Consider the following 13923-nt stretch of genomic DNA (forward strand, 5'->3'; position numbering starts at 1 on the left):
ACCTTGAGACAACTTGTGGTTTTGGACGGTCGTCTATCTGTTGAGCGCGGCGAAATAGGCCTTTTCGATTTCGGCGGCCATCACATCGGCGCCGAATCGCGCCTTGAGGCTGGCGGTATCGGGCATGACGCGCCGGTAGGCGTCGAGATCGCGCAGCGCTTCACCCACCTTGTCGCCGAGTTGGCGCGGATCGGGACGGATCAGGGCAGGGGATCCCTCACCGAAGATTTCGGGAATGCCGCCGACGGCCGTGGCGATCATCGGCCTGCCTGCGGCCAGCGTCTCCAGCACGATATAGGGCATGGCTTCCGCGCGCGACGGCACAACCACGAGGTCGGCCAGTGCAAAGGCCTCCCTGGCTGGCATAGGCGGCAAGAAGCGGACCTGTTTTTCGAGGCCCAGCCGTTTCACCTGCGCATGGTAGCGCGGCAGGTCGTCGCCATCGCCGACCATGACCGCGGTCAAGCGGCGCTCAAGCTGGGACCCGGCCAGCACCAGCGCGTCGATGAAAATGTCAGGCCCTTTGAGGTCGCGCATCATGCCGATGTAGAGCAGGTCGGCTGCGTCGGGCTGTGTGACCACCGGCTCGAATTCGGCGGCGCGCAGGCCGTTATAGACCAGCGTGTTCGGGATAGGCGGCTCGCCGACCTTCCTGCGATAGGTGCGCCGCTCATAGTCGGAGACGAACAGCAGGCAATCGGTGAAGCGCCCCATGAAGCGCTCCAGCGCGAAGAACAGCTTTCCGGTGGTCGTCGTTTCGTCATAGTGGAGGGAGCCGCCATGCGGCGAATAAAGGCGGGCTACGCGAGACCTTGATACCCGCAACAATGAGCCGAACAGACGGGCATAGGCGCCACCTTTGGCGCCGTGCCCGTGCAACACGTCCGGCCGCAATTCCTTGATGATTCGATAGGTACGCCAAGCGGAGGCGAGGTCGCCCGGTCCGACATGGCGCTGCATCGGCGTGCGATGGATACCGAGCGCCAGGCTGTCCTTCATCTGGTCGAACAGGCGTTCCTCGTATTGGCCGCCGGTGGTCGAATCGCAGACGATGCCGACAACATGTCCGGCGGCGAGCTGGGCCTCCGTCAGGTCGCGCACATGCCGGAAGATCCCGCCGACGGGTGAGCGAAAGCAGTGGACGATCCTGAGCTGGTCCGCCACGTTGATGTCAGAACAGGCGTTCGCGAACGTAGACCGTGTCGCCCGGCAGCAGCGGATCGGAGGTAACCACCCGGCCTGTCATCACCTTGCCGTTGATGTCGCGGGTGATGTCGACGCTTTCCTGGTTGGCGCGCGGCGAGAAACCGCCGGCAATCGCGATGGCCTTCTGCACGGTGAGGCCCGGCACGTAGGAATACTGGCCGGCGGCGCCCACTTCGCCCATGACGAAGATCGGCCGGTAGCGATCGATCTCGACCGACACGTCGGGGTCGCGCAGATAGCCTTGGCGCAGTTTGTCGGCGAGCGCTTTTTCCAGCTGCTGGGCCGTGTGGCCGCGCGCCGGCACCGCGCCGACCAGCGGGAAGGACATGTAGCCGGACTGATCGACACTGTAGGTGTTGGTCAGACCGTCCTGTTCGAACACGGTGACGCGGACACGGTCGCCGGCGCCGAGCCGATAGGGCTGGTCGAGTACCTCGTGGAAGGCCGCCGGCGTCGGCCGGTAGCTGGAGCAGCCGGCGAGCATCGACACGGCCAGCAGAGCGCGAAACAGACCAGCAGCGCTTTTCATGATCGGACACACACCTTCGTCGCTATGGCCGCCAGGACACGGCGGCAAACCTTAAGGATCTGGGTTCGTTATCATCCTGTTAGGGTTAATGGCCGGTAAAGGGACGCGGCCGATTTGGCGGCAATCGACAAAAAGCCGTATAGTTTTGCTGGCTTTGTTTACCGGATGTCAGCAAACCCTAACAGCTGCTTACCGCGATCTTAACGGCTGAGTTACCATAGTTGTTTACGCTACCATCTAGCCTCATGTCCGGAGCAGGAATGCATGTCCGACCAGTCCGCGGCCGCAGATGTCGATGTCGACCTGAGACAGCTCTTCGCCAGCCTGGCGCGGAACTGGCTGCGCATTCTTGTGATCACGCTTCTCGTCACTGGTCTCGCCTTCGCGTTCGCGTGGCTTGCCACGCCGCATTATAAGGCCACGACGCAGCTGAAAATCCAGTTGAGCGAATCGGCCTATACGCGGCCTGCCGGCACCAATGAAGACGACAAACCTGTGCTCGATGCGGAAGGTGTAGCAACCGAGGTTCAGGTCATTTCCTCGTCCGACATTCTCAAGCAGGTGGCTGCCGACCTTAAGCTGGGCGACAAGCCCGAGTTCAACTATGCGCTCGGCATGTCGCCGGTCACCCGGCTCCTGGTCATTGCCGGGCTGAAGAGCGATCCGGAAGAAATTCCGCTCGAAGAACGCGTGCTGACGAAGATGCGCGACAAGCTCAATGTTTATGGCGTGGAAAAGACCCGCGTCATCGCCGTCGAATTTTCCTCTGAAGATCCCCAGCTTGCCGCTGACATTCCGAACGCCATCGCCAAGGCCTACCTGGCCTATCAGGCGGACGCCAAGACCAAGTCGAACGCCGCCGCGACCGCCTTCCTCGGGCCGGAAATCGACGATCTGCAGAAGCAGGTCAGGGATGCAGAGGCCAAGGTCGCGGCCTTCCGTTCCGCCCAGTCGGACCTGTTGATGGGCGGCAACAATTCGGTGCTGGCGACACAGCAATTGTCCGAGCTATCGACCGAACTGTCGCGTGTGCGCGCCAGCCGCGCTTCGGCCGAGGCGACGGCCGAAAGGGTGCGCCAGGCTTTGCAGAATGGCGGTTCGCTGGACGCTGTACCCGAAGTGCTGTCTTCCGATCTGATCCAGCGGCTGCGTGAGCGTCAGATCGAGCTCAGAACCAACATCGCCGATCTTTCCACCACCTTGCTCGACAACCATCCCCGCCTGCGGGCGATGAGGTCGCAGCTTGCCGATCTCGACGGCCAGATCCGCAACGAAGCGCAAAAAATCATGCGCGGGTTGCTGACGCAGGCGCAGACCGCCCAGGCGCGCGAAAACCAGCTGATATCGGACGTCAACAAGCTGAAAGCGGCGTCGTCGCGGGCCGGCGAGGAGCAAGTCCAGCTGGATGCGCTGCAGCGTGAGGCGAACGTCCGGCGCCAGCAGCTTGAATCCTATATGGCGAGCTTCCGCGAAGTGTCCTCGCGCAAAAACTATCTGCCGGTCGATGCCAGCGTGTTTTCCGAGGCGCGCGTGCCGTCGGAACCCTATTTCCCCAAGCTCGTGCCGATCGTCGGCGCCGCCTTAGTCGGCTCGCTGCTGCTGATGTCGGTCATCACGCTGCTGCAGGAGCTGTTTTCCGGCCGCGCCATGCGTCCGGCCCCAGGGGCGCGCTTCGAGCGTATCGAGCAGGTTGCGATGTCGGCAATGTCGGCGCCGGACGTCGACCCGGAACCGGCTCCTGAGGTCGTGGAAGTGGACGATCAGCCGACGACCATGGAGTCTGAACTGGTGCCAGAGCCCGAACCGGCTCCTGCAGTGCAGGAGGACGCAGCGATCGCCGGTTCCGAACCGCAAGCCGAACCTGAACCTGTCCGCTCCAGCCTTGGCGAGATCGATGTCGAGAAGGCGGCGGAGAAGCTGATCGCCAGCGGTGCTGCGCGCGCCATCTTCGTCTCGCCCGAAGGCGATGAGGCCGCGGCCTCGGCAGTGCTGGTAGCGCGCGAAGTCTCCGACGCCGGCCTGCGCGTGTTGCTGCTCGACCTGACCGCATCGGGCGCGGCGTCGCGGCCGATGCTGGACAGCGGACTTTTCCCCGGCATCACCAATCTGCTGGCTTCGGAAGCGCAGTTCAGCGACGTCATTCACGCTGACCTCTATTCCGACTGCCATGTCGTTCCCGTCGGCACCGCCGATCCGGTTCGCGCCATGCGCGCCGCCGACCGGCTGCCGATCATCATGCAGTCGCTGACCACCGCCTATGATCTGGTCATCGTCGAATGCGGACCGGCCGATGCGCAAGGCATCAGCCGACTGGTCGGCGACAGCACCGAGGTCTTCATGTCCATGCTGCAGGCGGACGATGAGGTGGCGCAGGCCGCCGTCGAGCTGATCGAAAGCGGCTATCCCGACCTCACTCTGGTGACGCCGATCGGCCACGAGACGCCGGGTAACCCGGTGCCGGGACGACGTAGCGCCGCCTGAGACATCGGACAATTCAACTTAGGCGGCGCTACTACAGATTGGCTCGTCCATCGCCCGCCGGCTCCCGAAAAACCAAGCCTGTCAGTCGGCGCCGGGATCTACCCCAACTCCAGGGTTGTCACGCCAAATATTCGGCGCGAGTCGACCTTCGGAGGCGGGCCCTTGTACATGCGCGTGGTGGTGAAGGTCGGCCTGAAACCAATTGCTGAAAGCGCCGTGGTGAAATCGAAATTTTCGGCAGGAACGTCGATATGCAGGTCGCCACCTTCGCATGCGGCAGCCAGACTGCCCATGAGCTGCATCGCCGTCTCGGTGTCGTCGGCAAACAGCGGGCCGATCTTGTAACCCGAACGGCAGGGACGAGCCACGGCGTAGCCTATGGTGCCGAGTGAACTGATCGCGGCGAACCCGCAATTCGGCGGCTGCGCCCAGCGGTGCAGGAAGGCTCGTCGAGGCGCGGGGAAACAGCGGGCGTCATAGGCGATGATGTCGGGCACGAGTTGCGTGGTTATCATGCGCACCCCTTCGCTTCGGACGGGCGGGGTCGCGATACGGCCGCTGAAGCGGATGGTTTCGTACGCCGAGCTGAATCCCGTGCGGCGATAATTCGCCAGCTGCGCGGCGACCCCGTCGAGGCCGACCGTTCGGCCGGCCAGCCTGGCCATGCCCGCATTCCAGACTGCTTTGCCATGGCCTTTGCCGCGCATGTCTGGTCGGCAGATGTAGAGACCGATGAAACCGAAGTTGCCGCCATAGGCGACAGCCGAGATGGCGGCGGTCATCTCGTTGGCGACAAAAGCGCCGATGAACCCTTCAGGATCGGTTGGCCGGAACGCGGCGGCATCATCAAGGCCAGGGTTCCAGCCTTCAGCCGCCGCCCAGTCGATGAGAACGGTCAGTTCCGGCGGAGACAATGCGCGGACGGTAGGCTTCATAGCGTTCACTCCGCGGCGACCACCCCCGGCGAGAAGGATTTCAGCACGCCGCGATAGGGCTTGGCCAGCGGACTGGCATAGGCGCCGCGCTTCGAGGTCGACAGGCCCAATGCGATCAGCGCCTCGGCCTGCTTGACCGCCGCGCCGACGCCGTCGATGACGGGCAGGTCAAACTCTTCCTGCAACCGGTGTGCCAGGTCGGCCATACCGGCGCAGCCGAGCACGATGGCCTCGGCGCGATCTTCCGCGATGGCGCGGGCGATCTCGGCGCGCAGTTTCTCGACAGCGCCGGAAGCAGCGTCTTCAAGCGAGAGTACGGGAATGTCGGCGGCGCGCACGCGGGCACGCCCGGCCATGCCATAGCGCTGCACCAGCCCCTCGACAGGGACGCGCGAGCGTTCGGTGGTCGTCACCACTGTGAAGCGCTGGGCAATGTAGGAGGCGACACTGAGTGCGGCCTCGCAGATGCCGATGACCGGAATGGAGGCCATGGCGCGTGCCGCATCCAGGCCGGTATCGTCGAAGCAGGCGATGATGGCGGCCTGAGCCCCGGCACGTTCGCCGGCGGCGATCTCCATCAAAAGGCCGGGCACGGCCAATGCCTCGTCATAATAGCCCTCGATCGAGGCCGGCCCCATCGAGGAGGTGACCGCGATCACCTCGGTCCCGGCGCCGGCGACGCCGCGCGCCGCCGCCGCGATCGTCTCGGTCATGCTCGCCGTCGTGTTGGGGTTCACCACCAGTATCTGCACGATCAAACCCTGGCCCGCCTGCGGCCGACATAGAGGATGGCGCCCAGTGTGGCCAGGATCACTAGGAAGGAGAACACGGTGGTCACCGTGCCCAGTGCGTAGAGCACCGGCGTCGTGACATTGGTGGTCATGCCGTAGATCTCGAGCGGCAGCGTGTTGAAGGTGCCCGACGTCATCAGCGTGCGGGCGAACTCGTCATAGGACAGCGTGAAGCCGAACAGGCCGACGCCAATCAGGCTCGGCGCGATCATCGGCAGCACGACATGGGCGAAGGTCTGCCAGGAGTTGGCGCCCAAGTCACGCGCGGCTTCCTCATAGGCGGGCGAGAAGCGGTTGAAGACGGCGAACATGATGAGCACGCCGAAGGGCAAGGTCCAGGTCAGGTGCGCGCCGAAGGCTGACGTGTACCAGGCTGGGCGCAAGCCCACCTGCTGGAAGACGACGCCGATGCCGAGCGAAATGATGATCGAGGGTACGACGAGGCTGGCGACTGAGAGGTAGAACAGCGCGGTGGCGCCACGAAATTTTTGCCGGAAAGCGAGCCCTGCCAGCAGCGACACGACGACGGTGACGATCATCACCATGAGGCCGAGCACGAGCGAGCGCTTGAAGCTGCCGCCGAAATCGCCGACCGCCTGACGCTCGAACAGATTGGCGAACCAGTGCAGCGACACGCCATTGAGCGGGAAGGTGAGGCCGCCGGTCTCGCCTTGGAAAGAAAGGATCAGGATCGCCGACAGCGGGCCATAGAGGAACAGCACGAACAGAGTGAAGAAGGCCGCAAGCACATAGAATTCGAGGGTGCGTTTTTCGTGGCTCACCTCAAAGCTCCTTGCGGATGTCGACGATGCGCAGGATGCCGGCGACCATCAACAGCACCAACACCAGCAACACCACGGCATTGGCGGCGGCCGCGGGATACTGCAGCAGCGACATCTGGTTCTTCATCATCAATGCGACCGACGCGCTCTGGCCGCCCGACATCACCTGCACGGTGGAGAAATCGGCCATCACCAGCGTGACGACGAAGATGGTGCCGATCGCCATGCCGGGCTTCGCCAGCGGGATGACGACGTTCCACAAGACCTGCCAGCCGGACGCGCCGGCATCGCGCGCGGCCTCGACCAGCGAGCGGTCGATGCGCATCAACGTGTTGAAGATCGGCGTTACCATGAACAGCGTGTAGAGATGCACCATGGCCAGCACCACGGCGAATTCCGAATAGAGCAGCCATTCGATGGGTTTTGGCACCAGCCCCAATTGCACCTGCGTCGAGTTGATCAACCCGTTACGGCCAAGCACCGGGATCCACGAGATCATGCGGATGATGTTGGAGGTCAGGAACGGCACCGTGCAGACAAGGAACAGCACCATCTGCATGGCGGTGGTGCGGATATGGAAGGCGAGGAAATAGGCGACCCAGAAGCCGATCAACAAGGTCAGAGCCCAGACGATGGCAGCGAATTTGATGGTGTTGAGATAGGTCTTCCAAGTGACCCAGGATCCCAGCACGTCGGAATAGTTCGTCGTCAGGAAATCCGGATACATGGCGGCGAAGTCATAATCCCAGAAGGAGACGACGGCGATCATGATGATTGGCAAGAGCAGGAACGCACCGAGGATGAGCGCCAGCGGCGCCGATTGCAAATAGGGCGTGACGGCGCCAAGGGAGACGCGGCGGCGTCTGGCGGGCTTGGCTGCTGCGATGGCGGGGCTTTCGAGCGCGACTGTCATTGGGAAAATCCTCCGCGTGATCGCGATGACTTGCGATCCTTCGCGCCCCCCTCTGTCCTGCCGGACATCTCCCCCACGAGGGGGGAGATCGAACTCTCATAACGGCCTTCGCCAAACTCCAACGTTGCTAACGAAGAGCCGGCCATGACGCTGCCAATCTCCCCCCAAGTGGGGGAGATGTCCGGCAGGACAGAGGGGGGCGCGAAGGATCGCAACATCACAGTGAACGCGTCCGCTCTACGCCGCGATGAATTCGTTCCAGCGCTTCACCATGTAGCGGTCCTCGTCCATGACCGAGTTCCAGCAGGCGACCTTGCCCATGCGCTCTTCGAACGAACCGCCGTCGCGCACGGCGCCGGCCTTTTCCATGACGGTGCCGTCCGGCGCCTTGATCTCGCCCTTGGCCGGCTTGCCTTCGATCCAGTAGCCCCATTCGTCCTCGGACATGAACTTCTTGGCCGAGACCATATTGGCGGAATAGTAGCCCTGGCGGTTGAGATAGCCGCCGACCCAGCCCGACGTATACCAGTTGATGTATTCGTAGGCGGCGTCGAGCTCGGCGCCCTTGAGATGGGCGGCAAGGCCAAGGCCGCCGCCCCATGAGCGGTATCCTTCCTTGAGCGGCTGGAAGCGGCATGCGATGCCTTTGGAGCGCACGGCGGCGACGGCCGGCGACCACATCGACTGGATGACCACCTCGCCGGACGCCATCAGGTTGACGCTCTCGTCGAACGACTTCCAGAAGGCGCGGAACTGGCCGGCCTGCTTTGCCTTGATGAGGAAGTCGATCGTCTTGTCGATCTCTTCCTTGGTCATGTTGCCCTTGTCGGCATATTCGATGCTGCCTGTGGCCTCCATGATCATGGCCGCATCCATGATACCGATGGACGGGATGTTAAGGATCGCGGTCTTGCCCTTGAAGGCCGGGTCCATGATGTCGGCCCAGGTGGTGATGTCGCGGCCGACGAGGTCGGGCCGGATGCCCAGCGTGTCGGCATTGTAGATCGTCGGCACCATGGTGAACCACTTAGTCGGCGCCTTGGCGAAGGTCTTTGAGTCCTGCGCTTCGACATAGCCGACCGTGTGCGGCGCGGTGCCCTGGGCAATGATGCTGTCGGGCGTCAGCTTGCCGGTTTTGAACAACGGCACCAGTTCGTCGTAGTATTTCAGCTTGCTGACATCCATCGGCTGCAGCACGCCGCTCGGGAACACCTTCTTGCAGATCCAGTATTCGATGTCGGCGATGTCATAGCTGTCGGGCTGGGTCACGGCGCGCTGGGCGGCCGCGTCCGAATCGGTCGCCGTCATTTCCAGCGTGATGCCGAGGTCGGCCTTGCACTTGTCGGCGATCGCGTTCAGGTTCGACACGCCGGTGCCGAACTGGCGCAGCGTGATGTTGGACTGCGCCCAGATGGTCGGGAAGCCTGTAATGGCGCCCGAGCCTGCGGCGAGGCCGACGGCGGCCGCACCTGTCTTGAGCAACGAACGGCGCGAAATTCCGGTCTTTGTTTCTACTGTTTTTGTCATTCCTATTCCCCTGTTTTGTTTTGCTTCGTCGAATTCATGAATGAAGGCGGCCGAGGACGATGGCGTCCTCGGAATCCCAGGCGAGCGGTACGGCGTCGCCAAGGGCGACGGGTTTGGCGAAGAAGTCGGAATCGTCGATGATAACGGTGAAATCGTCGATGCCGCCGCCGGTGACCGACAGCTTCACCGTGGCGCCGCGATACTCGATGTTGGAGACGATGCCGGTGAAGCCAAGGCCGGGCGAGGGCGCTTCGCCGATGCGCACATGGTCGGTGCGGATGGCAATGTCGATCGGCGTGCCCACCTCCTGGCCCGCCTCCCGGCCTTGCCCGCGGGCGGCGAGCGAGGCGCCACCATTGACGTCGAAGACGACCATGCCGCCACGCTCGCTGGTGACCCGGCCGGAGATGACATTGTGGTCGCCCATGAAGCGCGCGACAAAGGCCGTGGCCGGCCTTTCGAACACATCTCGCGGCGGCGCCGCCTGTTCGATGCGGCCGTCATTCATCACCACGATCAGGTCCGCCAAGGCCATGGCCTCTTCCTGGCTGTGGGTGACGTGGACGAAAGTGATGCCAAGCGAGGTCTGCAATTTCTTCAGCTCGGCGCGCATGCGTATCTTCAGGAACGGGTCGAGTGCCGACAGCGGCTCGTCGAGCAGCAGCGCCTCGGGATCGGTGATCAGAGCGCGGGCGAGTGCAACACGCTGCTGCTGGCCGCCGGAAAGCTGCGCCGGCCTGCGCGTCGCATAGGCCTCCATCTGCATCAGCTTGAGCATGTCGAGCGCCTTGGCACGGCGCTGCTCCTTGTCGACGCCCTTCATCTTCAGGCTGAAGGCGACATTGTCGACAAGGTCGAGATGCGGAAACAGCGCATAGGACTGGAACATCATCGCCGTGCCACGCTTTGCCGGCGGCAGGTCGGTGACGACGATGTTGCCGAGGCGGACATCGCCCGACGAAATGCTTTCATGGCCGGCAATCATGCGCAGCGTCGAGGTCTTGCCGCAGCCGGAGGGGCCAAGCAGGCAGCAATAGGTGCCTGCCGGTATTTTCAGGCTGATGGCCTCGACGGCAGTCGTCGTTCCGTACACTTTCGAAACGGAGACGATGTCGATCTCGGCGGCTTTGGACATTCAGGCTTCCCCGTTTGGTCGCATTAACCAATGCATTATGCGTGCCAATCGGCGGCAATCGGCCCAAGCGTTTGAATCGACAGCAAAATCGGGGTTCTTGCCCACTGCCTAGCCGGTGGGCTATCTTGTGCATTGCACAAATTATGGGCGATTGTGCGCGATCCGCGCAAGAATCGTATGCAATCTTTTTTCGCTTGGTGTCCACTTTGCCTCTCGTGCGCAGGCGACGAGTTGCGCTAGAAGAGGCTGGGAACCATCATCGCCATGAACATTGCCGATCAGATCCATTCCGCCGACAGCGCCAACCAGGATCGCGCCCAGGCGATTCGCGACAATCTGCGGGACGCCATCGTTGACCGTCGGCTGACGCCCGGCACCAAGCTGTCGGAAGGCGAGGTCGGCACGCTGTTCGACGTCTCGCGCACGGTCGCGCGCGCGGCGCTGCAGATGCTGTCCTTCGAGGGGCTGGTGCGTACCGAGCGCAACCGTGGCGCCTTCGTCGCCAACCCTTCGCCCGAGGAAGCGCGCCAGGTGTTCGCATCGCGCCGGCTGATCGAGCCGGGCATCGCCATTGCCGCCTGCGGGCGGGTCACAGCCACCGATATCGCTGCGTTCCGAGCGCAGCTCGACGAGGAAGGGCGCTTCATCGCCGAGCGCGGCCCAACCGCCCGGCGCTCCGAAATCAAGGCGTCGGGCGATTTCCATCTGCTGCTCGCCTCCGTCGCCGGCAATGCCATCCTGCAGCGCTTCATGGAGGAGCTGGTGGCGCGTTCGTCGCTGGTGATCGCCCTTTACGGACGATCCGGCGTGTCGGCCTGCGGGCACAGTGAGCACACGGAAATGGTCGGCGCGCTGGAGAGCGGCGATTGCGGGTTGGTGAGCCGGCTGATGCTGCACCATATCGACCACATCGAGGCGGATCTCGACCTGCGGGTCAGGGCCGGCCCGGCGCTCCGCGAAGCGCTGAATTTCTGAACGCTAGTTTTCGTCGTCCGTGGGAGCGGGCGCTGCCTGTCCGGCGGCCTTGCGGCGCAGCATCTTGGTCAGCTTCCAGACCGTCGGGTTGTTCTTGATGAAGGCTTTCGCCCGTGCGCCCTGCCGCAGCGCCGACGCCAGGGCGCGTCCCTTCAGCGTCAGGGGCGCCAGCACCTCGAAATGCTGGGTCTCGATATCGCACCAGAGCCGCTTGTAGGGCTCGTCGCCGACCGAGAAATCATAGACATCGAAGCCTGTTTGGCACGCTTCCTCGATGATGTCGAAGAAAAGGAAATCGCCGGGGCTGGTGTGGCCGAGATCGTCCTCGGCGATGGCGCCGAATTCGCAGATCAGGCGTTTGCCCGAGCGGCTCGAGCCGGTGATTGCGCGCAGCTTGCCGGCCACTTCGAGCCCATGCAGCACAAAGGCCGGTTTCTCCTCGGCTAGCGCGCCGGCGAAGAGGGCACGGAAGAAAGCCCGCACCTCCGGCTCGCCGAAGACATTGGCGATGCCCATCTTGGCGAAACGGAACTCCTTCATCTCGAAGAAAGCGTCGAGCAGCCGGTTCACGTCTTCGGGTGTCTGCGCCTCGATGCGGCGATGAACGCCGACCGCCTCGAATTTGCGTGTCTGCGAACGGTGCTTCTTGCGCTTGCGCTTGCCGCCCACACGCGACAGCAGCGCATCGAAACCACCGTCGAGATTGACTGCGAGCGACAGGTTTGGGCTCGGAAAGTTGGAGAACGCCACCAGCGGATTGGCAACGCCATCGAGGTCGGGCAGAAGCCTTTCCAAGGCAACGAGATCGATGTCGGGACGCGCCTTGCCGATCGCCGTCACCAGCCTGCGGATCCCCCCAGCATCTGCCTTTGCCAGCCATGCCGGATCGGCGGCGGCGAAATTGCCGTTGGCATGGCGCCCGCCCATGAAGCGGGCGACGCGGAATGGACCAGTTCGCGTGATTTCCAGTGCCAGTGCAAAGACCGGCCTGTCCTCGATTGTCAGCGTGGCAATGACGGCATCGGGATTAGCCTGCGCCGTCCAGGCACGAACCCAGTCCGCGCTTTGCGCCGGCGCAAACAGCGCCGAACGGCAGAATTCGCCGTAAGAGGCGAGCGCGGCAGCATCTGCGATCGACACCGACAGACTGGTCTGGTCGGCAGCCGGCGTGCGCGCAGACGCCTTGCTTGCGGCGAGCCGATTGCCGTCAAATGACGCTGTGGCGTCAACCATACCTCAATCCTTAAGGCGTATTCGTCGCGATCAGGAGTTCGCGTCGGCGCGTTCCGTGCTTGGATCGAGCCTAGGCGCAAAAGGTGAATGAATGATCGACGGTGGTGAGGCAGTTCGGAAACTGGCGCTTAATATCGCCCGCTTTACCGGCCTTGCACCGCTGGCCAAGCCGTTTGTCGGCGGCATTGGCGCCATCCTCATGTTGCATCGGGTCACCGCCACGCCGGAGAAGCCGGACGGCGTTAACCGCCACCTCAACATCGCCCCGCGATTCCTCGACGCTCTCGTCGCCGACATGAAGTCGAGGGGCTATGCCTTCGTCACCCTCGACGAGGCGATCGAGCGCATCAAGGCCGGCGGCAAGGACGGCCAGTTCGCCACCATCACCGCCGACGACGCCTATCGCGACAACATGACCGAAGCGCTGCCAGTGCTCGAAAAGCACGACGCGCCGATCACCATCTATGTCGCGCCGGGTCTGATCGACGGCAGCGCCGATTTATGGTGGGACGTGGTCGAGGATATCGTCAACGCGCGGGAGCGTTTGACGCTGGCGACGCCGAAGGGGCCGGTGACCATAGACTGCTCGACCCACAGCAAGAAACTCCACGCCAATGCGCGTCTGCATGCCTATCTGACGCTCGAGGTGCGCGAGGAGGGTCAGCGCGCCGTGCTGCGCGATCTGGCGCGCTCGAACGGCATCGACCTCGATGGCTTGCGCCCAAGCACGCTAATGACCTGGGACGATATCCGCGCCGTGGCCGGGCACAGGCTGGTGACGATCGGCGCGCATACGGTCAACCACCGCAATCTGAAGCGGCTCGACGAAGCCGATGCGCGCCATGAAATCGTCGACGTCAGGCGCCAGCTGCAGGCGCAGCTCGGCGAAAACCCCCGTCATCTCGCTTACCCCTATGGTTACGCCAGCGCTGTCGGCTGCCGCGAAGTGGGCTTTGCCCGCGACGCCGGCTACGCCTCGGCGGTGACCACTCGCCACGGCGTGCTGCACGCCGAGCACGCCGGCTTCCTGCACGCGCTGCCGCGCATTTCGATCAACGGCCGCTACCAGAGCGTCGCCCATATCCGCACCATGTTGTCGGGCGTAACGACGCCGCTGGCCAATGCCGGCAAAATGGTCGTCACCATCTAACCTGGGGCGGGCTCTTCAGCCTTTCGGCGGCGGCTCCAGGATCAGCCATTTGATGATGCCCATCGCAGGCAGCACCCAGAACAGGCCGCTGAACAGGAAGAACAGGAAGTGCACCAGCGGGCTGGATTGCGACAGCTGCGCGACCGCTATGATCGACGCTACCAGCGCATAGATGATGACCAGCGCCACCAGCAGGAAAGTTCCGATCAGCTTTTTCAGGCGGATGGGCATGAGCGTTCTCGTTGATCGCCTCCGCTTAGGCCCAA

Annotated in this window: 12 protein-coding genes and 1 pseudogene; 3 read left to right on the forward strand and 10 right to left on the reverse strand. The window is 63.4% G+C overall.

The annotated features are described in order from the left end of the window. Positions 1 to 33: 33 nt before the first annotated feature. Both NKI96_RS00430 and NKI96_RS00435 read right to left on the reverse strand, forming a co-directional pair. Complete coding sequence (locus NKI96_RS00430) at positions 34 to 1164, reverse strand: glycosyltransferase (protein ID WP_023805115.1); 1131 nt, start codon at positions 1162 to 1164, stop codon at positions 34 to 36. Between the two features lie 7 nt (positions 1165 to 1171). Continuing rightward, positions 1172 to 1735, reverse strand: a complete 564-nt coding sequence (locus NKI96_RS00435) for a polysaccharide biosynthesis/export family protein (RefSeq protein WP_023669390.1) — start codon at positions 1733 to 1735, stop codon at positions 1172 to 1174. Between the two features lie 264 nt (positions 1736 to 1999). Here NKI96_RS00435 and NKI96_RS00440 point away from each other — a divergent pair, with 264 nt between their 5' ends. Then, positions 2000 to 4216 carry a GumC family protein gene (locus NKI96_RS00440; protein WP_352802483.1) on the forward strand — a complete coding sequence of 739 codons (2217 nt, stop codon included), beginning with the start codon at positions 2000 to 2002 and terminating at the stop codon, positions 4214 to 4216. 98 nt (positions 4217 to 4314) lie between these two features. On the opposite strand, the gene NKI96_RS00445 is transcribed toward NKI96_RS00440, so the two are convergent. The 6 genes and pseudogenes from NKI96_RS00445 to NKI96_RS00470 form a co-directional block, all read right to left on the reverse strand. Then, positions 4315 to 5151 carry a GNAT family N-acetyltransferase gene (locus tag NKI96_RS00445; protein ID WP_352802818.1) on the reverse strand — a complete coding sequence of 279 codons (837 nt, stop codon included), beginning with the start codon at positions 5149 to 5151 and terminating at the stop codon, positions 4315 to 4317. Positions 5152 to 5156: 5 nt separating this feature from the next. Next, positions 5157 to 5903, reverse strand: coding sequence for an aspartate/glutamate racemase family protein (locus NKI96_RS00450; RefSeq protein ID WP_352802485.1), 747 nt, complete (start codon positions 5901 to 5903; stop codon positions 5157 to 5159). A gap of 2 nt (positions 5904 to 5905) precedes the next feature. Beyond that, on the reverse strand, positions 5906 to 6724 hold the full coding sequence (locus NKI96_RS00455; RefSeq protein ID WP_352802488.1) for an ABC transporter permease: 819 nt from the start codon (positions 6722 to 6724) through the stop codon (positions 5906 to 5908). 1 nt (position 6725) lies between these two features. Further along, positions 6726 to 7553: pseudogene (locus NKI96_RS00460) on the reverse strand (ABC transporter permease); the annotation flags it as partial. 321 nt (positions 7554 to 7874) lie between these two features. Beyond that, positions 7875 to 9164, reverse strand: coding sequence for an ABC transporter substrate-binding protein (locus tag NKI96_RS00465; protein ID WP_023700524.1), 1290 nt, complete (start codon positions 9162 to 9164; stop codon positions 7875 to 7877). A gap of 34 nt (positions 9165 to 9198) precedes the next feature. Continuing rightward, positions 9199 to 10299: an ABC transporter ATP-binding protein gene (locus tag NKI96_RS00470; protein WP_352802492.1), complete on the reverse strand. Its 1101-nt coding sequence runs from the start codon at positions 10297 to 10299 to the stop codon at positions 9199 to 9201. A 264-nt stretch (positions 10300 to 10563) separates the two neighbouring features. On the opposite strand from NKI96_RS00470, the gene NKI96_RS00475 reads away from it, so the two are divergent. Further along, positions 10564 to 11274, forward strand: a complete 711-nt coding sequence (locus tag NKI96_RS00475; RefSeq protein ID WP_023669398.1) for a GntR family transcriptional regulator — start codon at positions 10564 to 10566, stop codon at positions 11272 to 11274. Positions 11275 to 11277: 3 nt separating this feature from the next. Here the strand turns inward: NKI96_RS00475 and NKI96_RS00480 are convergent, their stop codons facing one another. Then, positions 11278 to 12507, reverse strand: coding sequence for a GNAT family N-acetyltransferase (locus NKI96_RS00480; RefSeq protein ID WP_023669399.1), 1230 nt, complete (start codon positions 12505 to 12507; stop codon positions 11278 to 11280). 91 nt (positions 12508 to 12598) lie between these two features. Between NKI96_RS00480 and NKI96_RS00485 the strand changes: the two genes are divergently transcribed. Further along, positions 12599 to 13657 carry a polysaccharide deacetylase family protein gene (locus NKI96_RS00485; protein WP_352802494.1) on the forward strand — a complete coding sequence of 353 codons (1059 nt, stop codon included), beginning with the start codon at positions 12599 to 12601 and terminating at the stop codon, positions 13655 to 13657. Positions 13658 to 13672: 15 nt separating this feature from the next. On the opposite strand, the gene NKI96_RS00490 is transcribed toward NKI96_RS00485, so the two are convergent. Continuing rightward, positions 13673 to 13888, reverse strand: a complete 216-nt coding sequence (locus NKI96_RS00490; protein ID WP_023669401.1) for a DUF2842 domain-containing protein — start codon at positions 13886 to 13888, stop codon at positions 13673 to 13675. Positions 13889 to 13923: the final 35 nt, after the last annotated feature.

It is taken from the genome of Mesorhizobium sp. M0292 (assembly GCF_040321695.1).
In the GTDB taxonomy this organism is placed as follows: Bacteria; Pseudomonadota; Alphaproteobacteria; order Rhizobiales; family Rhizobiaceae; genus Mesorhizobium.